We start from the raw sequence: 19,756 nt of genomic DNA, 5'->3' as shown, positions 1-19,756 counted from the left end.
GGCACCGACCGGCTCACGGAACCTGGGCCGGCTGGCCGGTGGCGGTGTGCCGGCGCGCGGTCGGGCCGGCCGGACCGGTCAGCTCCTTGCCGAGCACGGCGTACTCCGTGGAACTGCCGGGAAACTTGAAGTGCGACAGCAACGGCACGAAGCCCTCGCTGGCGTACAGCCGGCGGGCTCGGCTGCCGGGCAGTTCGAGTGCGGACAGCGCGGCCGTGCGGTGCGGGACGTCCCGCAGCAGTTCCTGAAGCAGGTCGCGGCCGATCCGGCGGCCCTGGTAACCGGGCAGAACGTGCAGCTCGACCACCTCCATGCAGTCGGCCAGCCAGCGGGCCGCGTCATCCGGCGCGAGCGCGGCGGCGACGACGTCGTGCCACCACTGCCCCACCTTGCCGGGCAGCCCGTAGGTCATGCCGACGATCCGGTCGTCGGGCGTCACCGCGACGACGGCGCGCAGGTCATGCCGGTCGAAGTGGCGCCGCGCGTGCGTCAGGCGGTCGCGCGCCGCCCGCACCGGGTCGTCCTCGTGTTCGTCGAGGAAAGCGGCCTTGTAGACGGCGATGACGTCGTCGATTCGAGCCCGCATCCGAGCCGGTGACCACCGCACGATCCGGACGTCGGTCACGAGCCTCGCCTCCTGTCGCACCGGGCCATCCGACGATAACGCGCTGCGGACGCTCGCTGCCCGTCGGCGGGGACCGATCTGGCGAACAGTGCTATTGCGCCCCGGCAACTCCGGCGTCGGCCGTGCCCGAACCTTCCGTCCGCTGCCTTCCGCCGGCTTGCTGTCCGTCCCTGATTCGCCGGCGGTCGTCGGTGTGTACCGCGGTCGGGCGCCGAGCCTCGCAGGGATCCACCCCGCGGACCGTTCCGTGCGAGCCGAGCACGACAAAGCGGGCGAACAGCTCCTCCGCGTACCAGCGCTCCCGGGGGGTTCGCCGGACCACCGCCGCGTGGGCCTGCCCCTGGTAGGCGAATGCGCGCAGAGCATGACCGTCCCGCCACATGCTGAAGGTGCCCTGATAGCCGATCGGGGCCTCGCCGATACCGGTGGTGAACAGCAGCCCGTCGGCGCCCCGCAGCTCGGCCGCCACCGGCGGGACGGCGTGCCAGAAGGCCACCGCTCGCCGCGGGGTGAGCCGCGCCCGGGTGATGGCCACCACCGGTGCCCGTCCGTGGTCATCCGCGATCGGGTGACGTGCGTCGACGTCGGCAGGCACCCCGAACGGCGCGTGCCCCGACCACCGCCCGCGGGCAGCCACCGGGCGTAGGTCGACCCGCCATCGTTCGTCCGCGAGGCGGGCCCAGGCCCGGATCGTCGTCGAACGTTCGAAGTTCCGCGCCGCCGCGGGGGTGTCCCACACGGACAGCAGGGCCCACCGGGACGGGTCGGCGTCGAGGGGGGTGAAGCGACGGCCGGTGCCGGTTCCCAACAGCCGGCTGAAGGTCAGCCCGGACGCCCGACGCAGCCGTGGGCGGTCGAGCGCCATGCGGGCCGCCGCCCGGGCCGCGGCCCGCCGCGGGACGTGCCAGAGGTCGAAGGTGACGTACATGCCCGATCTTCCTCCTGCGCCGGCGCCGGCTGTTCCGCCGGTGCGCGTCTGACTGAATCCTGCCGGCCGGTCGGGGGCCGGGCCCCCGTTGGTGTGGCGTGCCGGCGGTTGACGATCCGTTGGGTCACTACTATATTCGAACATGCGTTCGATGATGGTGTCGAGGGCAGGCTGAGGCCTCAGGCGGTCAACACCTCGGCGGGTCAGGCACCTCGGCTGGCCGGGCGCCTCAGTCGGTCAGCGGGATCGGTCGGCAGGACTGGTCGTTGGGACGGGTCGGTACGGGAGAGGTGATCCCAGTGATCGCGGTTCGGCGGAACATCGTCAGGGAACTCGGGGCGGTCAGTGACCAGCATGATGGTCAGAGCGCCCGGCACTGCCAGTGCGCGGAGCGGGACGCGGCGGCTTTCGGCGCCGCGGCGAGCCAGGCCGATGCCGTTGCCCGGCGGGGCCAGGTCGGTGCCCCGGCGGCTCTCCGGGAGAACACCGCCGCTCGTGGCGAGACTTCCGGGCAGCCCGGCGGCAGGACCATGCTTCCCGCCGCCGGGCTGCCACGCCGCTCCCGGGACGAGCTTCTCGCCTCGGCCCGGCGAGGGCTGGCCGAGGCTGCCTTCGCCAGTCGGTCGGGCGAGCGCTACGCGCTGGCGCATCTCGCCGCCCTGCGTGCCGCGGCCGCTGTTCTCGCGGCCCGCGCCCAGCCTCGTCCCGGTCACCGGGGGCGCCCTGCGAGTGCCTGGCAGCTGCTCGCCGTGGTGGCTCCGGAACTCCAGGAGTGGGCGGCGTTCTTTGCCGCGGGCGCCGGCCGCCGGGCGGCTGCCGAGGCGGGGCTCGCCGTCGTGACCAGCAGGGACGCCGACGACCTCGTCCGCCAGGCGGAGCTTTTCCTCGGGATCGTCGAGGCCGCGCTCGGCGTGCCCTCCCAGCCCTCCCTGACCCGACCCGAATCGACCGAGGTATGGACGTGGCGTTGAGCACGCTGCGGCAGACAGTGGCCCACTCGGCGGCCCGTCCGCTGGGGCGGGTCGGTGAGGACGGGGAGCGGCTCCTGCCCGTGCTGCCGGCGTTGGCCCGGGTGTTGCCCGCCGGGGGTCTGCGGCGGGGTACGACGGTCAGCGTCGCCGGGTCGTCCTCGCTGTTGTTGACGTTGCTGGCCACGCCTTCGCAGGCAGGCGCCTGGTGCGGAGTGGTGGGTTTTCGGTCGCTGGGCATGCTGGCCGCTGTCGAGGCGGGGGTCGTGCCGGAGCGGCTGGCCGTGGTGGCTGATCCCGGGCCGCGGTGGCCGGTGGTCGTCGCGGCCCTGCTCGACGCCGTGGATGTCGTGGTTCTGCGTCCCCCGCCTGGCGGGCGTGGCACGGAAGGCCGCCGGCTCGCCGCCCGGGCGCGGGAGCGGGGCGCCGTGCTGCTGGTGGTGGGTGAATGGGATGCGCCCGACCTGCGGCTGTCGGTCGTCGCCCGGCGCTGGGACGGGCTGGGGCAGGGGCATGGGCGGCTGGGGAACCACAGCGCCCTGGTCCGGGTGGAGGGCCGGGGGGCGGCCAGTCGCCCACGGCAGGTGTGGCTGGCGGGGCCGGGGCACCTGACCGGGCCGGCGCTGCCGGAAGTACCCGCGGAGCTGGCGGAGACGGTCGCGGTGCTGCCGATGGCCGCCGGGGGAAGGTGAGACACCGTGCCGACCCGAATGCTCGCGGTGCACATCCCCGACTGGCCGGTTGTGGCGAGTGGCGAGGAACCGAACGCCGCCGTGGCCGTCCTCGCCGCCAACCAGGTCCGCAGCGCGGGTGCGACGGCCCGGGCCCAGGGGGTGCACCCGGGGCTGCGCCGAAGGGAGGCGCAGGCCCGCTGCCCCGAGCTGGTTCTGGTTCCCGCCGACCCCGACCGGGACGCCCGTGTCTTCGAACCGATCGTGGCGGCGGTTGAGACCGTGGTTCCCGGCGTGGAGGTGACAGAGCCTGGTAACTGCCTCGTCCGGTCGCGTGGCGCCGCCCGCTACTTCGGTGGGGACGGGGTGGTGGCCGCCCAGGTGCGCGGCGCGGTCGAGGCCTGCCTTGCGCGGGCGGGCCTCCACGCGGTCGTCCGGGTCGGGGTCGCTGACGGCCCGTTCGCCGCGCTGGTGGCCGCCCGGGCGGACCAGGTCGTTCCGCCCGGCGGTACCCCGGACTTCCTTGCTCCGCTGTCGGTGGATCTGCTCGACCAGCCCGAACTGGCCGACGTCCTGCGCAGGCTCGGTCTGGTGACTCTTGGTGCCTTCGCCAGGCTGCCGGCGGCCGACGTCCTGGCGCGCTTCGGCCCGGCCGGTGCCCTGGCTCACGGCCTCGCCAGCGGGGAGGACGAGCGTCCGCTCCTGCCCCGCGAACAGCCGCTCGATCTGAGCGTGGCCGTGAGGTTCGAGCCGCCGGTGGAACATGTGGAGCAGGCGGTCTTCGCGGCGCGCCGCCTGGCCGAGGAAGCTCATGAGCAGCTGCGCGACCGGGGCCTCGCCTGTACGCGGATCGTTGTCGAGGCGGAGACGGAACACGGGGAGCGACGGCGGCGGGTCTGGCGGCATGACGGCCCGCTGTCCGTGTCCGTCATCACCGATCGGGTCCGCTGGCAGCTCGACGGGTGGCTGGCCGGCACCGGGCGGGAGGGGGAGCCGACCTCCGGGTTGGTCCTCGTGCGGCTCACCCCGGAGGGGCTTCTACCTGGGGATGGCCGTCAGCTCGGGCTCTGGGGTGAGCCCGGGGCCGCCGCCGGCCGGGTGGGGCGGGCACTGACCCGCATCCAGGGGTTGCTCGGTCCGGACGCGGTCACCACGCCGGTGGTCGTGGGTGGGCGGGATCCGGCTCGGCGGGTGCGGCTGGCTGCCTGGGGTGAGCCCCGGGATGGTGCGGAGAACGGTGGGTCCCGCGGGCGGGCGGGTGCCTCGGGCGGGGCCGGAGGGGAGATCGTCCCGCCCTGGCCGGGCGCGGTCCCACCACCCGCACCGGCCACGGTTCACGACGAGCCCCTGCCCGCCCTCGTCCTCGACGAGGGCGGGGAACCCGTCGGTGTCAGTGGGCGCTGCGCGGTGACGGCCCCGCCGGCATGGCTTTCGGTCGGCGGGGCCGCACCCCTCCGGATCACGGGCTGGGCGGGTCCGTGGCCGGTGGACGAGCGGTGGTGGGACGCGGCCGGCCGCCGGCGGGCCCGGTTCCAGGTGGTGGCGGCCGACGGATCGGCGTCGTTGCTGTTCGTGGAGATCGGGCGCTGGTGGCTGGAGGCCGCCTATGACTGAGAGGCGGCACGGATCCTCGTTGGCCGGTGGAGATGGGGAGATACGGAGTGACGCGACGGTGAGCCGGCGGCCCCCGCCGTCGTCGGTGCCGGTCGTTCCCTACGCGGAACTGCACTGCCATTCGGCCTTCAGCTTCCTGGACGGTGCCAGCCAGCCCGAGGACCTGGTTGCGGAAGCTGTCCGGCTGGGCCTGTCCGCACTTGCGCTCACCGATCATGACGGCATGTACGGCATTGTCCGGTTCGCGGAGGCGGCGGTGGAGGCGGGTCTGCCCACGGTGTTCGGCACGGAGGTCTCGTTCGGTTCCACGGTCGCCCGCAGCGGGGACCCGGATCCCGGCGCGACCCATCTCGTCATCCTCGCCCGCGATGCCGAGGGCTACCGCAGGTTGTCCCGGGCGGTATCCGACGCGCACCTGGCCGGTGGGGAGAAGGGCGTCCTGGTGGCGGAGCTGGAGGCGTTCGCGGCGGCCAGCGGTGGGCACTGGCAGGTGCTGACCGGGTGCCGCAAGGGCGCGGTCCCCCGTGCGCTGTCCGCGGGAGGCCAGGGCACGGGGGAGGCGGTGCGGGGCGGCCCCGCTCCCGGCGGCTTTCCGGGGATGGCCGCCGCCCGCACCGCGCTCGACGAACTGGTGGCCCTGTTCGGCCGGGAGAACGTCGCCGTCGAGCTGTGGGATCACGCGGCCCCGCTCGACTCCGACCGCAACGACGCCCTGGCCGCGCTCGCGCGGGAGGCCGGGCTGCCGGTCGTCGCCTCCGGGAACGTCCATTACGCCACCCCGGCATCGGCACGGCTGGCGGCGGCCATGTCCGCGGTGCGGGCGCGGCGGTCCCTGGACGAGATGGAGGGCTGGCTGCCCGCGGCCGGCACGGCCCATCTGCGGTCCGGTGCCGAGATGAGCACCCGGTTCGGGCGCTACCCGGGGGCGGTCGACGCCGCTGCTCGGATCGGTGCGGAGTGCGCGTTCGGCCTCGACCTCGTCGCGCCGCGCCTGCCGGACTTTCCCGTCCCGCCCGGGCACGACGAGGCGAGCTGGCTACGGCTGCTGACCATGCAGGGAGCCGCCCGCCGGTACGGCCCGTCGCACGCCGAGCGGGTCGCGGGGGCCTACGACCAGCTTGTGCACGAACTCAGGATGATCGAGCAGCTGGGATTTCCCGGCTACTTCCTGATCGTCCACGACATTGTCGAATTCTGCCGGGAGAACGAGATCCTCTGTCAGGGGCGCGGGTCGGCGGCGAACTCGGCGGTCTGTTACGCGCTCGGTATCACCAATGTGGACGCGGTGTCCTACGGCCTGCTGTTCGAGCGTTTTCTCGCGCCCGAGCGCGAAGGCCCTCCCGATATTGACGTCGACATCGAGTCAGGGCGCCGGGAGGAGGTCATCCAGTACGTCTACGGGCGTTACGGCCGGGACCGGGCCGCGCAGGTGGCGAATGTGATCACATATCGACCTCGGTCCGCGGTGCGTGACGTCGCGCGTGCCCTGGGGTTCTCGGCCGGCCAGCAGGATGCCTGGTCGCGGCGGATCGACCGGCGGGTCCTGCCGACCGCCGGTCGGCCCGAGGAAGCTGGCGGGCGGGGCGGCGGCCGGCGGTCGGGCGGCGGCCGGGCCACGGAGACCGGCGCCGTCGACGCCTCCGCGGGAAGCTCCGCGGACTCGGGGATCCCCGCGGAGGTGCTGGAGCTGGCGGATCAGCTCCTCGGGTTTCCCCGGCATCTGGGAATCCACTCCGGTGGAATGGTCATCTGTGACCGGCCGGTCGCCGAGGTGGTTCCGGTCGAGTGGGCCCGGATGCCGGGGCGCACGGTGGTGCAGTGGGACAAGGACGACTGCGCCGCCGCCGGGCTGGTCAAGTTCGATCTGCTGGGTCTGGGCATGTTGTCGATGCTGCATGGTGCCTTCGACCTCATCCGTGCCCACCACGGCCGGCATCTCGATCTCGCTTCGATACCGCCGGAGGATCCGGCGGTGTACGACATGCTGTGCGCGGCCGACTCCGTCGGGGTCTTCCAGGTGGAAAGCCGCGCGCAGATGTCGACCCTGCCCCGGCTGCGCCCACGGCGGTTCTACGACCTGGTCGTCGAGGTCGCGCTCATCCGGCCGGGACCCATCCAGGGCGGCTCGGTGCATCCGTACATCCGGCGGCGCAGCGGGGCGGAGGAGGTGGTCTACCCGCATCCGCTGTTGCGGCGTTCGCTGGAGAAGACGCTCGGGGTGCCGCTGTTCCAGGAGCAGCTCATGCAGATGGCGATCGACATCGCGGGCTTCACTCCCGCCGAGGCCGACCAGCTCCGCCGGGCCATGGGTTCCCGGCGCGCGACCGAGCGCATCGACAGACTGCGGGCCCGCCTCTACGAGGGAATGGCGGCGAACGGGATCACCGGCGAGACGGCCGACGACCTGTACGCCAAACTCGTCGCGTTCGCGAGCTTCGGCTTCCCGGAGAGCCACTCCGTGAGTTTCGCGTTTCTCGTCTATGCCAGCTCCTGGATAAAACTGTATTATCCTGCCGCCTTCTGCGCCGCGTTGCTCAATGCGCAGCCGATGGGGTTCTACTCACCGCAGAGCCTGGTCGCCGACGCACGCCGGCACGGGGTCGTCGTGCACGGGCCGGATCTCAACGCCTCCGCGGCGGGCGCGCGGCTGACCGGCTCGCCGGCCGCCGTCCGGCTCGGTCTGGCCGGGGTGCGCCGGCTCGGCGACCAGGCAGCCGAGCGGATCGTGGCCGAACGTGACGCGCACGGTCCCTACCAGGACATGAGTGATCTGGTGCGTCGGGTCGGGCTGCGGGCCGAGCAGATCGAGGCGCTTGCGACAGCCGGGGCCTTCGACTGTTTCGGGCTGGCCCGGCGGGAGGCGCTGTGGGCCGCGGGGGCGGTCGCCCAGGCCCGTCCGGACCGGCTGGCGGGCATGGTGTTCGGTGCTGACGTCTCGGCGGTGGCCACCGTGCTGCCCGGGATGAGCGAGGCGGAGACCGTCGTCGCCGACCTGTGGGCAACCGGGATAACTCCGGGCTGCTATCCCACCGAGATCGTCCGCTGCCGGCTGGATGAGATGGGGGTGGTGGTCGCGCGACGACTGCGGGATCTTGAGTCGGGCCGGCGGGTTCTCGTCGCCGGGGTGGTGACGCATCGCCAACGCCCGCAGACCGCGGGGGGTACGACCTTCGTGAGCCTCGAGGACGAAACCGGGCTGGTGAACGTCATCTGTTCTCGTGGCGTGTGGGCCAGGTACCGGTCGGTGGCGGGATCGGCGGCGGCGCTGATCGTGCGCGGCAGGCTGGAGAGTGCGCAGGGTGCGGNGAACGTGATCGCTGAGAGCCTGCGCCTGCTGCCGCTGGCGGTGGGGCCACAGTCCAGGGACTTCCGGTGAGGGCACAGCCCTTGCGTCCGACCCCCGTCTCGGTCACCATCGGTTACCTTCTTGGGTGGGGTGATTACTGAGAGTGGTGATGCCCAGTGTTGGTTGCTGGTGGGAGCGCACGGCGGGCAGGCACGCCGCGAACGGACCTCGCTCCGCGAACAAAGGTCGGGGGCAGGCCGCCCAGGGCGCGGCAACGGAATCTCTGGTTGAGGCGGCTGGCCGGGCTGTCGGCGGGCAGCCTCGCCGTCGGTCTCGTCATCGGCCTGCTGCTGCCCCGACAACGGTGAGGGAGCGAGGCATGCGGTGAGGGCCGCGGCGGACCAGCCGCCGGGGCGGGCGGAGATGGGCCGGATCCTGCACGTCGACATGGATGCCTTCTATGCCGCGATCGCGGTACGCGACGCCCCCGAGCTGCGAGGGCGTCCGGTGATAGTCGGGGGAGGCGCCCGCGGGGTGGTGCTGTCCGCGACGTACGAGGCTCGTGCCTACGGGGTGCGCAGTGCCATGCCGATGGCTCGGGCCCGCGGATTGTGCCCGCACGCGGTCGTCGTCCCGGCCGATCACCAGAGATACCGTGAGACCTCGCGAGCGATCATGGCTGTGTTCCGGGACATGACGCCGCTCGTCGCCCNGATCTCCCTGGACGAGGCGTTCCTCGACGTGGGCGGTGGTCGGCGGCTGTTCGGCGGAGCGGTGGAGATCGCTCGGACCATCCGGGCACGGATCGTCGCCGAGCACGGGTTGACCTGCTCGGTCGGGGTGGCGCCGTCGATGTTCCTCGCCAAGATCGCGTCGGCTCGCTGCAAGCCGGACGGGCTGCTGGTGGTATCCNCGGACGAGGTCCTCGACTTTCTGCATCCCCTGCCGACCTCGGCGCTCTGGGGAGTGGGGCCGCGCACCGAGGAGACCCTCGCCGGGCTCGGACTGCGGACCATCGGCGACATCGCGCGAACGCCGCCCGACACGCTGCGGCGGGCGTTGGGGGCAGGCGCCGCCGATCATCTGCTCGCGCTCGCCCACGGGCGGGACGAGCGCCGGGTCGAGCCGGACCGGGCCGAGGTCTCCATCGGCGCCGAGGAGACCTTCCCCGTGGACCTGGCGGATCCGCGACAGCTGCGGCGCGAGCTGCTGCGGCTCGCCACCCGGGTCGCGGGCCGGCTGCGCGCCGGCGGCCAGGTCGCGCGAAACGTCTCGATCAAGGTCCGGTACGCCGACTTCACGACGGTGACCCGCGCCCGAACGCTCGCCGAGCCGACCGACGTCACCTGGGTGATCCATCACACAGCCCAGGAGCTTCTCGATGAGCTGCGGGCCGGTTCCCAGCCGCTCGTGCGGCTCGTGGGGGTACGCGTGTCCGGGCTGGCCGCGGCGTCGCGGGTCGGGCACCAGCTGACCTTCGATGACCGGCTGTCGGGATGGGCGGAGGTGGACCGGGCCACGGACGGGGCGCGGCGGCGGTTCGGGGAGGCTTCCGTACGGCCGGCGTCCCTGCTCCCCAACCCCGGCGGTCAGGTCCGGCCGGCCGGTGGGCGCCAGGAGAGGCCGACTCCGCCACCGGCCGGCGGGAGGGTGGATGATGATCGTCAACTGTCATGATCGTATGATGGGCCTGGCATGAACGCCCCTGGCCCGGGCAAGAGCCCAGTACGCCGAATCGCTCTGATCGGTCAGGGTTCGGACCAGCTTGGACACAGCATGACGAGTTGCCTACCGCCGCGGCCCCGCGCATGCCTATCCTTGGGTGTCAGGTTCCGTCCGGCGGGCCTGAAGGTCGTGGGAGGAGCGTCGATGCCGCTCTCGGAAAACGAGCAGCGCCTACTGGAGCAGATCGAGCGCGCTCTCGTCGAGGACGATCCGAAGTTCGCGAGTACGGTCCGATCGACGAACCCCCGGACCTACCTGCTCCGGCGGGTTCGGCGCAGCGCAGGGGTGTTCTTCCTCGGTCTCGTCGTCCTCGTCGTGGGAGTCGTGCTCAACCAGGTTCCCCTCACCGTGATCCTCGGGATCCTGGGGTTCGTGATGATGCTGTTCGCGGCGCTGAGAGGTGCTGCCGATCTGCGGCGGATGAGTGGGCGGGCGCACGAGACCGGGCGTCGACCACCGGGCGGGAAGAGCAGGCCCGGCTCCGGCGGCAGGCAGCGTCAGTCGCGGTCGTCGTTCATGGATCGGGTCGAGGAGCGGTGGCGCCGCCGCTGGGAGGACGGCGCCTGAGCCCTCGGCCGGGCGCCGGCCGGGTCAGCGCCCGGGACCGTCGGAGCCGTCCGCGGCCGGCTCGGCTGCCGCGGTGGCCGCGCCGGTGAGCGCTGGCTCCCGCTCCTCCTGCCGGCGGGGGCCGAGACGCCTGACCGCGTCGCCGACCTGGATGTCAAGGACCCGGTGCAGCACCGACGGCGGTGCCACGGCGGCCATCGCCCGCCGTCCGCGCGGCGTCACGGACCACAGCACACGGCGGGCCAGCGTCAGATCGGCGAGCAGCCCCGGGTCGTCGGTGACGGTGCCCGCAGGGGCATAACGTGCCCGTTCCTGGGCTGTGGCCAGCCGGAGCAGAGCGTCCCTGGCGGCCAGCACCTCCGCCGAACCGGCCTCGGGACCGGCCTCCAGATAGGCGATCAGACGCTGGGCGCCGGAGCGCGGTGAGTCGCTCCCGCGCAACCGGATCCCGAGGTCCGCCGCGACGTCGACCAACTCCGCCCAAGCCGCGTGCACCCGCTCGACCGAGTCGGACGCGGGGCCCCGCGGGCTCCGGGCCGCCGGGTCCATCCGGCGCCGGCGCACCATGGTTCTGGCCAGCGCCGGAAGGCTCAGGATGGCGAGGATCCCGACCCCCAGCCCGGCCCAGGGCAGCCAGGCCAGTGAGACGAAGCGCTTCCGGCTCTCGGTGGGGGACTGGCCCGCCGAGGTCTGCGGGTCCTGGTCCTGGGCGTCCTCGGCGGCGGGGACGGGTGTCACGAGCGGCACCGGCTCCACCACCTCCTCGGGGTCGATTTCGACTTCGGAGGGCGTGGGGACGTCCGACGGGGTGTTCGGATCGGCGGACGGGGCGTAGTCGGGGGCCGGGGTGCTCCCGTCGGACCGGCGGGTCGGCTCGAACGGGAGCCAGCCGAGATTCGGGAACCAGACCTCGGGCCAGGCGTGTGCCTGCTTGTTGGTGATCAACCAGGTGCCGTCGTCCTGGAGCGAGCCGTGGGTGAACCCGATCGCGACCCGGGCCGGCAGGCCGAGCAGCCGGACGAGCACGGCCATCGCGGAGGCGAACTGCTCGCAGTAGCCGCGCCGGCTGTTGAACAGGAAGTCGGCCAGCGCTCCGTCCCGGACGGTCGGCGCGCCGGTCAGGTCGTAGGTGAAGTCCGGGCCGCGCAGGAAGTTCTGGATCGCGACGACCTTGCTGTAGTACGTGTCGGCATCGGCGGTGATCTGGGCGAGCAGCCCGGGCAGCCGGGAGTCGAGCGACGTCGGCAGCTCGGTCACGACGTTCATGGAAGCCGGCACGGGACCCGAGGCGGCACCGATCTGCGCGGTGGTCGGGTCGGGAACCGCGGCGTGCACGGTGTAGCGCAGCCCCGAGGTGGAGGTACGGGTGGAGAACACCGTGCCCGTCGGGTTGGCGAGGCGCCAGTCGCCGACCAGCCCGTCGAACCTGGTGGGGATGCCGGGCACCGGCAGGTACCGCTCGGCCATCTCGCGGCTCACCGTCACCGTGGCGACGGCGGGGACCGTGCGGACGTCGGTGTCCGGGCCGGGCAGGCGCTCGCTCACCCGGGCGTCCTTCGTCGCGTTCAGCGCGCGCAGGGTGAAGCGCTGGCCGTCGAAGTTCTCCAGGGCGGTGAGCCGCAGGTACTGCGGAGTGGCCGTGGAAACCCGCAGCAGCGGCACCTCGCGTTCGTCGTGGATCTGCTGGGACAGCGAGACGATCGGCTGGATGACGCTCGCCGAGCTGCGCCCTTCGCCGCTGCCCAGGCCGTTGCCCCCGTTGATCACGCCGCGCCCGTCCAGAGACGGAACCACCAGCGGCACGATCACCGCGAGCGCCAGGCATCCGGCGGCGATCTGGCCGCCGAGTGATCCCAGCCCGCTGGCGATCAGCCTCGGTGATCGTTCACCCATCGGGCGGCCCCATCGGGCGACCATCCGGTTGCCGTCGAGCAGCATCAGCGCGACGAAGCCGATGGCGCCCAGCACGAACGGCAGCGTGCCCACCCCCGCCGGCAGGATCGTCGCCGGAACGAGGAACAGCGCGAGCAGCGGGATGCCGGCCAGCGCCGGCCGGTCGGCGACGACGACCAGCAGGTCGACGGTCATGACGACCAGGTAGGTGGCGGCGAGGACCAGCACTACCAGGCCCGGCCGTTCCGGGACGGGCACCGCCAGCTGCCTGACCTCGTTCCTGGTGGGCAGGATGAGGTCGTACAGCGCCTTCACCGTGGCGGGGGTCGGGATCNCGCCCNGCGGGGCGGTTTCCCGCGCGCCCACCGCGGTCAGTGTGACGTACAGACCGATCGTGCTCAGACAGAAGCCGGTCAGCGCGGGGTGCCGGATGGTCCTGCCGATCAGGCGGCCCAGCATCGCGGTGCCGCAGGCGACCGTCGTGGCGAGCAGGACGGGGCGCAGCCACCACATGACGCCGTCGAACAGCGGGGCCAGGGCTGTGCTGGCAAGTAGGCAGGCTGCCGCGCCCAACAGCGCCGAGCCCGGGCGGGTGGTCACCATGCACGGCCCGCCGAAGCGGTCGGACCGCCGGTCACGGTCGCGGAGGGTTCGTGCGGTGAGCCGGGACGGTAGAGCGGCCCCGTCGGTGGTGGCGGTGGTGGTGGCGGGCCTGGCGGCGGTGCCGGTGTTCGTGGTGCTGCCGGGCGGGGCACCCGGCCACCGGGCGCGTCGGTACCGGTGCGGCCCGTCGCTGGCGCCGCGGGCCCGGCCGACGGCCGCCGGGGCGCACCGACGGGCCGGCCCGTGCCGTTGCCACCGGCGTCGTTGCCGTTGCCGCCCGCGCCGTTGCCGCCCGCGCCGAGGCCACCGGGCCTGAGGCCACCCGCGCCGAAACCGGGCGCGCTGAGCCGCCCCGCGCCGAGGCCGCCCGCGTAGCCGTGCCTGCCGGCTGCTCCGGGTCGGAAGATCGTGGGCCACGTGTCCGCCAGGCGGGTCGTCCGGCCGGCGGTCAGGACGGTCCACCCGTGCCTGGTCAGGATGTGCTGGGGCACCTCGAGGCCGGCGGCGGCAGCGGACTGGTCGCCGTCCCAGTTCGTGACGTCGACCAGGACGGCGATGGCGGGGGCGTTCCGTGGCCGGGCCCCGGCGATCAGCCGTGCCGTGGCCTGGTCGGTCCGCCCGAGGACGACGACGACCATGCCGGAGTGCTCCGCGGAGCGCAGGCCCGCCAGCGCCGGGTTGAGCTGTGTCGACGGGCTCAGCTCGATGACGGCCAGCTGGTCGAGCAGCGCGCCCACCGCGTTGCCGGGCCCGGTGGCGGCGACCCGGGTGTCGGCGATGAGCCGAACGCCGTAGCCGCTGCGGGCGAGGTTGACCGCGATCGAGCCTGCCGCGCTGACCGCCCAGGAGAACGGGTCGTCCGGGTGACTGGCGGGCCACGCCTCNGCTCGGGTGTCGAGCAGCACGGTGGCGGCTCCGGTGAGCGGGCGCTCGTCCCGGCGCACCATCAGCTCGCCGAGGCGGGCCGTGGTCTTCCAGTGAACCTTGCGTAGGTCGTCACCGGATCGGTAGGGCCTGGTCGTCGACTCGTCGTCACCGGCGCGGGCGGAGGACCGGCGCACCTCGTTGTTGAGTGACGACAGGCCGACGGAGGGCACGAGGGGCATGCGCTCCAGGGCGGGGGCGACGGTGAGCTCGTCCCGGCCGCGGAAGCTGCGTTCCAGCTCGCACAGGCCGAACGGGTCGGTGAGCCGGATCGTCAGCGGGCCGACCTGATAACGCCCGCGCGCCTCCGCGCGCATCGAGTACGAGAGGTCGCGCGAGCCGCCCGGCTCGATCCGGTCCACCACGAAGCGGGCCCGGTGACCGAGATGCGGGGTCAGGTCCTCGACGAGCAGGACGGACGAACGCAGCCGGGAGACGTTGTCCAGCCGGATCCGGACCGCCACCGTTTCGCCGGCGGTCACCCGCGGCGGGTCCAGCCTGCGCGTGCAGGCGAGCCGGTAGCGGGTCCGCGCGACGAACCCGGCCGCCACCAGGGGAAGGGCGGCCAGCATGACGGCCACGGCGAGCAGGTCCTGCTCGCCGAGGAGCGCGGCGGCGGCCACGCACGCCCCACCCGCGGCCAGGAAGGCACAGCCGCGTACGGTCAGCCCACGTAGCGCGGCGAGATAGTCGTGCACGTGTCTCTATCGACCGCGCCGCGTCGGGCGCGGTGACGACTGCCGGGCGACCGGGAGCCGGGCGATCAGGTCGGTCACGATCCGCGCGGCGATGTCGTTCGTCGGCTCCCCGGAGAGCATGATCTCGGGGTGGAGCAGCAGCCGGTGCGAGAGGACCGCGCTGGCGAGGGCCTGGACGTCGTCCGGGAGCACGTACCCCCGCCGGTCGATGGCGGCGTGCGCGCGCGCCGTCCGGATGAGGTGCAGCGCCGCGCGGGGTGACGCCCCCAGGCTGATCTCCGGGTGCCGCCGGGTGGCGCCGACGAGCTCCACGATGTACTGCCGGACCTCGTCCGAGACGTGCACCGAGCGGACCGTCGCGGCCAGTTTGGCCACCTCTGCCGCGTTGGTGACCNGGGTGACACCGGCCAGTGGGTCGCTCTGCCCGTGGTTGTCGAGCATCGCGAGCTCCGCGGCGGGGGAGGGATAGCCCATCGAGACCCGGGCGGTGAACCGGTCGCGCTGTGCCTCCGGCAGAGCCCGGGTGCCGTCCATCTCGATCGGGTTCTGGGTGGCGATCACCATGAACGGGGACTCCAGGCGGTAGGTGACGCCGTCCACCGTCACCTGATGCTCCTCCATGCACTCCAGGAGCGCCGACTGTGCCTTCGGCTCCGCCCGGTTGATCTCGTCACCGACCACGATGTTCGCGAAGACCGGCCCGGGCCGGAACTCGAAGTCGCGGGTGCCCTGGTTGTAGACGCTCACTCCGGTGACGTCGCTGGGCAGGAGGTCCGGGGTGAACTGGATCCGGCGGACCCGGGCGTCGATCGAACGGGCGAGTGCCTTGGCGAGCATTGTCTTGCCGACGCCGGGCACATCCTCGATCAGCAGATGGCCTTCGGCGAAAAGAACGACCAGGGCTGTGCGGATCACATCGGACTTGCCGTCGATGACGGTTTCCGCCGAGCGCCGTACGCNGTCGGCGACCTCGGACAGGTGATCTATGCCGGCCGCGGGGTCATGCCAGCGCAGAACTCCCGGCTCCGTCACCACGGTGTCGGCCTCCCTCGGATCTCGTGTCCCGGCCGCCAGCGGCGTTACGNGGATGTTGTCCCCAGGCGTCCCAGTCGTTGCGCCGGGTCGCCACGGAGCTGCTCGGACCTGAACGCGGCGCGTCCCGCTCCCCNCTGAGTGTGACATCCGTTCGGGGGTGTCCGGGGGGACTGGTGGGTGATGGCCCCTGCCGGGACCGGGGGTGGGCGGGGGTCCAGTGCGCCGAGCTGTTGCTGCGTATGGGTTCGCGGTATTTGCCGGCTGCGCTCCGTGATCGATTCATCAACTTTTGGCCGCTTTATACCACCTTCGGATCGGCCGAATACGCGAGCACCCGTCCGGAGTGGGGGCGGTGGGGGGGAGCGGGGTGTCGTGGGGGTGTGAGGTGGGGGGGAGTGGAGTAGAGTGGCGCGCAGTGGGGGAGGGGAGCTTGCGGGTAGCCGTCGTCTGGTGAACCAGCCGTTGTCTGGTGGCCCTGGCGCGTCTCGGTCGGAGTGGGCGGGGAGGTGCCGGTGTTTCTCGGCAGCCACACCCCGCGGCTGGACGACAAAGGGCGGCTCACTCTGCCGGCGAAGTTCCGGGAAGAGCTGGAGGGGGGGCTCGTGATCACGAAGGGGCAGGAACGTTGTCTCTACGTGTTCCCTCTGGCGGAGTTCACCCGGATCAGCGACTCCCTCCGCACCGCGCCGGTAACGGCAAAGGCCCTTCGCGATTACAGCCGGGTGTTCTTCTCCTCGGCCGCGGACGACGTTCCTGNCCGACAGGGCCGGATCACCATCCCACCGCCACTACGCGCTTATGCCGGATTGTCCCGCGAGTGTGTGGTGAACGGAGCGAATACTCGGGTCGAGATCTGGGACTCCCAGCGCTGGGAGACCTATCTGGCGGACCAGGAGGAGACCTTCGCCGAGCTGTCGGAGGAGGTTCTGCCCGGAGTCGTCTGAGTTTTCGCAGGCACGATGTGACCATCCGGTCGTCTGTCGAGGTCTCCCCCCGCTCCCACCGGACGCCACTTCCCCGGCGTCCGGCGGACTGAGCGGGGCGGGACCTGGGCGTACGACTTTCGCCGGCCGTTCCCTTCCCGAGGACCACCCTGCGCGCCATGGACGGCGTTCCCGTCACCTGAACCGGCGCGCCCGTCCGGGGAGATTTTCCAGATCCGACAAACGGCCGAGAGGTTCGCAGTGGACGTCACGCACACGCCGGTGCTGACCGAGCGCGTCGTCGAGCTGCTCGCGCCCGCTCTCGGCCAGCCGGGTGCCGTTGTGGTGGACGCCACGGTCGGTCTGGGCGGCCATTCCCAGGCCCTGCTGGAGGCATTTCCGCGGGTGCGGCTGGTCGGTCTCGACCGGGACACTCGTGCGCTGGAACACAGCCGGCGCCGCCTGGCCGGCCTGGGTATGCGGGTGGACCTGGAACACGCGGTCTACGACCAGCTGCCGGATGTTCTCGCCGGGCTCGGCATTCCCGCCGTGAACGGGGTGCTGTTCGACCTCGGGGTCTCGTCCATGCAGCTGGACGTCGACGAGCGTGGGTTCGCCTACTCCCGGGACGCGCCGCTGGACATGCGGATGGATCAGGAACGCGGTCCCACCGCGGCCGACGTGCTCAACACCTATGACGTGGCGGCGCTCACCCGGGTGCTGCGCGACTACGGCGAAGAACGCTTCGCGCGGCGGATCGCACAGGCGGTGGTGGCCGCGCGTCGAGCGGGCCCGTTCACCACCTCCGCGCGCCTTGTCGAGCTGATCCNGGACGCCATTCCCGCGGCGGCCCGGCGCACCGGGGGGAACCCGGCGAAGCGCACCTTCCAGGCGCTGCGCATCGAGGTGAACACGGAGCTGGAAGTGTTGGAGCGGGCGATACCGGCCGCCTTCGACGCGCTGGCGGTGGGCGGTCGGCTGGTCGTCCTCTCCTACCACTCCCTGGAGGACCGGCNGGTCAAGCGGGCGCTGGGGCCGCGGTCGGTGCCGGCCGTCCCACCGGACCTGCCAGTGATCCCCCCGGAGGCGCGGCCGACCCTGCGGTGGCTGACCCGCGGCGCGGAGCCGGCGTCCGACCTGGAGATCGAACAGAACGCGCGCGCCGGCTCCGTCCGGTTGCGTGCGGCCGAGCGCGTCGCGGCCGAGCCGGGCCGCGTACCGAAACCGACCGGAGGTGTCCGATGACCGCTCCCGCGCAACCGCTGCCCCGCGGCGGTCGGGCCCGTCCCGGTCGTCGTGTCTCCGGCGCCGGGGAACCGGGGGCGGCTCGCCGCGGTGCCCCGGTCAGCCAGCCCGAATACGCATACGACGCCACCGCGTACGACAGGGCGGCCGAACAGGTCGGCGACGGGTACACCGATGCCGCGTACACCGATGCCGCGTACACCGAAGTCGCGTACACCGAAGTCGCGTATTCCGATGTCGTGTACGCCGAAGCGGAGTACACCGACACCGCCTACCCGGACACCGCCTACCCGGACACCGCCTACCCGGAGGCTGCCTACCCCCAGACCGAGTACGGCCCGGCCGAGTACACCGGCTCGGAGCGAGACCCGACCGGGCCGCGTACCCGGTCGGCTCGTACCCGGTCGGGTGATCCCATGCCTCGGGCCGCCGCGACTGCCCACGCCGCCTCCGCTCGGGCCCCCTCCACTCGGGCCGTGCCCGCGCCGGACCGGGTCCGCCCGGACGGTCCTGGCCGTGCTCCGTCACCCGCCACGGTCGGGGCGGGAACAGCCCGGGCCGGAACGGGGACGGCCCGGGCGGGCGCGACGCGGGCCGGGACAGCCCGTTCGGCCGGCGGGCGGCCTGGTTCGGCCGGCGGTCGGCAGCGTTCGGCCAGCGAGCGGCAGCGTTCGGCCAGCGAGCGGCAGAACTCGGCGCGCTCGAGCGCGGCCAGGTCCGGCACCGGCCGGCCGGGCGCGGCGCGGTCCACCACCGTCACCCGTCCGGGTACCGGGCGGCTGGCCACGTCGATGGCCGTCGGCGCGACCACCGCCTCGCTGCTGGACTCGCCACTGCGGCGACCTGACCGGGCCCAGCTGTCCGCCCTGCGGGTACCGGGGCGGTCGAACGCGCCGCGTGGTCCGTTTGTGGCTCTCCTGCTTGTCCTGATGGGGGCCGGGCTGCTGTCGCTGCTGCTGCTCAACACCGCGCTGATGGAGAACGCCTTTCACGCGGACAAGCTGAAGCGGGAGGCCACCGAGCTGGCCAGCCTGGAACAGGAACTGTCGCGCCAGCTCGACGAGCAGGCGGACCCGGGGCAACTCGCCGCCCTCGCCGATCAGCTCGGGATGGTTCGCGGTCCGATGCCAGATTTTCTGCCCGTGGACGCACCGCTTCCCCCGGGTGCGCGAGTGCTGGCCGCCGGTAACGGGACGCTGATGGTCGTGGTTCCTCCGGCCGCCGACGACCCCGCCGGCGCGGGAACCGACCAGGCCGCGGCCGGCGCCAGCCAGGCCCAGGGCGCGCCGCCAGCTCAGGGGGCGACCCCACCGCAGCAGCAGGGCACCGCTCTGACGGCTGGCTCGGAGTCGGCGGCCGCGCCCGGCCCTGGCGCCGGTACCCGTGCCACCGAAGCCGCCCGTGCCACCGAAACCGATGGAGAGGCGGTAACCGGTCCGTGAGCTCGACGGGCCGCGGGCCCTCGTCCGGCCGTGGACGTTCCCGGCTGCGCCTGGTCACCGATGCCCACGGGGGCCCGCGTTCCGACGGTGACGATCTGCTCGACCCGTCGGTGCGCAGGTTCTCCGGCCGTGACCCGGACCGCGGGTCCGATCGGACCGGCTCGTCCCGCCGCGAGACTTCCCGGACCACTCCGGCGCGCCGGCAGCCGGTCCGCCGTGAGCCACGCCCGGAGCCGGGCAGTGAGGACCTGCACGACGACGGCCGGGACGGCGAAGACGTCCACCGCGAACCGGCCGCGGCCCGCCGGCCGCGGCCCGTCGCCACCGGCCGCGAAAGGCGGACCTCCACCGCCCGGACGGGTGGTTCCCCCCGGACGGGTGGTTCCGCCCGGACGGGCGCGGGCCAGCGTGCCGAGGTCGACGGCAGGTCAACCCAACGGCGGCAGCCCCGCCGCGGATCGTCCGCCGGAGGCGGGTCCGCCCGCGGTGCGTCGACGCGCGGGTCAGCAGCCGGCCGGGGTGCCTCCGGCCGAGGCGCAGGCGGGCGTGCATCGTCAACGCGCGGTGGAGCGCCCCGCCCGTCCTCCGCGCGGATGCCGGCGGCAGACG

Annotated in this window: 11 protein-coding genes and 11 pseudogenes; 14 read left to right on the top strand and 8 right to left on the bottom strand. The window is 73.2% G+C overall.

Annotated features, from left to right (window positions below):
• Window positions 1-13: 13 nt before the first annotated feature.
• Together UG55_RS02615 and UG55_RS02610 are read right to left on the bottom strand one after the other, a co-directional pair.
• The gene (locus UG55_RS02615; RefSeq protein WP_083986324.1) at window positions 14-625 is read right to left on the bottom strand and encodes a GNAT family N-acetyltransferase; all 612 of its coding nucleotides are present in this window, start codon (window positions 623-625) and stop codon (window positions 14-16) included.
• 91 nt (window positions 626-716) lie between these two features.
• Window positions 717-1,553: a spheroidene monooxygenase gene (locus UG55_RS02610; protein ID WP_242423627.1), complete on the bottom strand. Its 837-nt coding sequence runs from the start codon at window positions 1,551-1,553 to the stop codon at window positions 717-719.
• A 299-nt stretch (window positions 1,554-1,852) separates the two neighbouring features.
• On the opposite strand from UG55_RS02610, the gene UG55_RS02605 reads away from it, so the two are divergent.
• The 8 genes and pseudogenes from UG55_RS02605 (at window position 1,853) to UG55_RS02575 (ending at window position 10,384) form a co-directional block, all read left to right on the top strand.
• On the top strand, window positions 1,853-2,524 hold the full coding sequence (locus tag UG55_RS02605) for an SAV_6107 family HEPN domain-containing protein (protein WP_242423626.1): 672 nt from the start codon (window positions 1,853-1,855) through the stop codon (window positions 2,522-2,524).
• On the top strand, window positions 2,515-3,213 hold the full coding sequence (locus tag UG55_RS02600; RefSeq protein ID WP_066062189.1) for a hypothetical protein: 699 nt from the start codon (window positions 2,515-2,517) through the stop codon (window positions 3,211-3,213). Before UG55_RS02605 ends, UG55_RS02600 begins: the two co-directional genes overlap by 10 nt.
• Window positions 3,214-3,231: 18 nt before the next feature.
• Complete coding sequence (locus UG55_RS02595; protein WP_066062186.1) at window positions 3,232-4,806, top strand: DNA polymerase Y family protein; 1,575 nt, start codon at window positions 3,232-3,234, stop codon at window positions 4,804-4,806.
• A pseudogene (locus UG55_RS02590) lies at window positions 4,799-8,111 on the top strand (error-prone DNA polymerase); the annotation flags it as partial. The gene UG55_RS02595 and the pseudogene UG55_RS02590, both read left to right, overlap by 8 nt.
• A gap of 404 nt (window positions 8,112-8,515) precedes the next feature.
• Window positions 8,516-8,804 (top strand): annotated as a pseudogene (locus UG55_RS31525) (DNA polymerase IV); the annotation flags it as partial.
• Window position 8,805: 1 nt separating this feature from the next.
• A pseudogene (locus tag UG55_RS31520) lies at window positions 8,806-9,004 on the top strand (DNA polymerase IV); the annotation flags it as partial.
• Window position 9,005: 1 nt separating this feature from the next.
• A pseudogene (locus tag UG55_RS31515) lies at window positions 9,006-9,769 on the top strand (DNA polymerase IV); the annotation flags it as partial.
• A gap of 192 nt (window positions 9,770-9,961) precedes the next feature.
• Window positions 9,962-10,384 (top strand): DUF3040 domain-containing protein, encoded by a 423-nt coding sequence (locus tag UG55_RS02575; protein ID WP_066062178.1) that lies wholly within the window; start codon window positions 9,962-9,964, stop codon window positions 10,382-10,384.
• Window positions 10,385-10,408: 24 nt separating this feature from the next.
• Here the strand turns inward: UG55_RS02575 and UG55_RS02570 are convergent.
• From UG55_RS02570 to UG55_RS31490, 6 genes and pseudogenes are all read right to left on the bottom strand, one after another.
• Window positions 10,409-12,611: pseudogene (locus UG55_RS02570) on the bottom strand (transglutaminaseTgpA domain-containing protein); the annotation flags it as partial.
• Between the two features lie 7 nt (window positions 12,612-12,618).
• Window positions 12,619-12,790, bottom strand: a 172-nt coding sequence (locus UG55_RS31510) for a hypothetical protein (protein ID WP_242423668.1), incomplete at its 3' end; no start/stop codon positions are given.
• Between the two features lie 83 nt (window positions 12,791-12,873).
• A pseudogene (locus UG55_RS31505) lies at window positions 12,874-13,764 on the bottom strand (DUF58 domain-containing protein); the annotation flags it as partial.
• 1 nt (window position 13,765) lies between these two features.
• Window positions 13,766-14,502, bottom strand: a 737-nt coding sequence (locus UG55_RS46595) for a DUF58 domain-containing protein (RefSeq protein WP_396230781.1), incomplete at its 3' end; no start/stop codon positions are given.
• A 6-nt stretch (window positions 14,503-14,508) separates the two neighbouring features.
• Window positions 14,509-14,896: pseudogene (locus UG55_RS31495) on the bottom strand (AAA family ATPase); the annotation flags it as partial.
• Between the two features lies 1 nt (window position 14,897).
• A pseudogene (locus UG55_RS31490) lies at window positions 14,898-15,461 on the bottom strand (AAA family ATPase); the annotation flags it as partial.
• A 588-nt stretch (window positions 15,462-16,049) separates the two neighbouring features.
• Between UG55_RS31490 and UG55_RS31485 the strand changes: the two are divergent.
• The 6 genes and pseudogenes from UG55_RS31485 to UG55_RS02545 all read left to right on the top strand — a co-directional run.
• Window positions 16,050-16,293: pseudogene (locus UG55_RS31485) on the top strand (cell division/cell wall cluster transcriptional repressor MraZ); the annotation flags it as partial.
• A 1-nt stretch (window position 16,294) separates the two neighbouring features.
• Window positions 16,295-16,481 (top strand): division/cell wall cluster transcriptional repressor MraZ (locus tag UG55_RS31480; RefSeq protein ID WP_396230780.1); only part of this gene is annotated, 187 nt, incomplete at its 5' end.
• Window positions 16,482-16,721: 240 nt separating this feature from the next.
• Window positions 16,722-17,289: pseudogene (gene rsmH / locus UG55_RS31475) on the top strand (16S rRNA (cytosine(1402)-N(4))-methyltransferase RsmH); the annotation flags it as partial.
• 1 nt (window position 17,290) lies between these two features.
• Window positions 17,291-17,475: pseudogene (mraW, locus tag UG55_RS31470) on the top strand (16S rRNA (cytosine(1402)-N(4))-methyltransferase); the annotation flags it as partial.
• A gap of 1 nt (window position 17,476) precedes the next feature.
• Window positions 17,477-17,705: 16S rRNA (cytosine(1402)-N(4))-methyltransferase (gene mraW, locus UG55_RS31465; RefSeq protein ID WP_242423624.1), on the top strand; the 229-nt coding region annotated here is incomplete at its 5' end.
• On the top strand, window positions 17,702-19,147 hold the full coding sequence (locus UG55_RS02545) for a hypothetical protein (protein ID WP_066062160.1): 1,446 nt from the start codon (window positions 17,702-17,704) through the stop codon (window positions 19,145-19,147). The genes mraW (UG55_RS31465) and UG55_RS02545, both read left to right, overlap by 4 nt.
• Window positions 19,148-19,756 lie beyond the last annotated feature (609 nt).

Origin of the sequence: Frankia sp. EI5c (genome assembly GCF_001636565.1) — a bacterium.
Taxonomy (GTDB): Bacteria; Actinomycetota; Actinomycetes; order Frankiales; family Frankiaceae; genus Parafrankia.
This window is presented reverse-complemented; position numbering and strand designations above follow the sequence as displayed.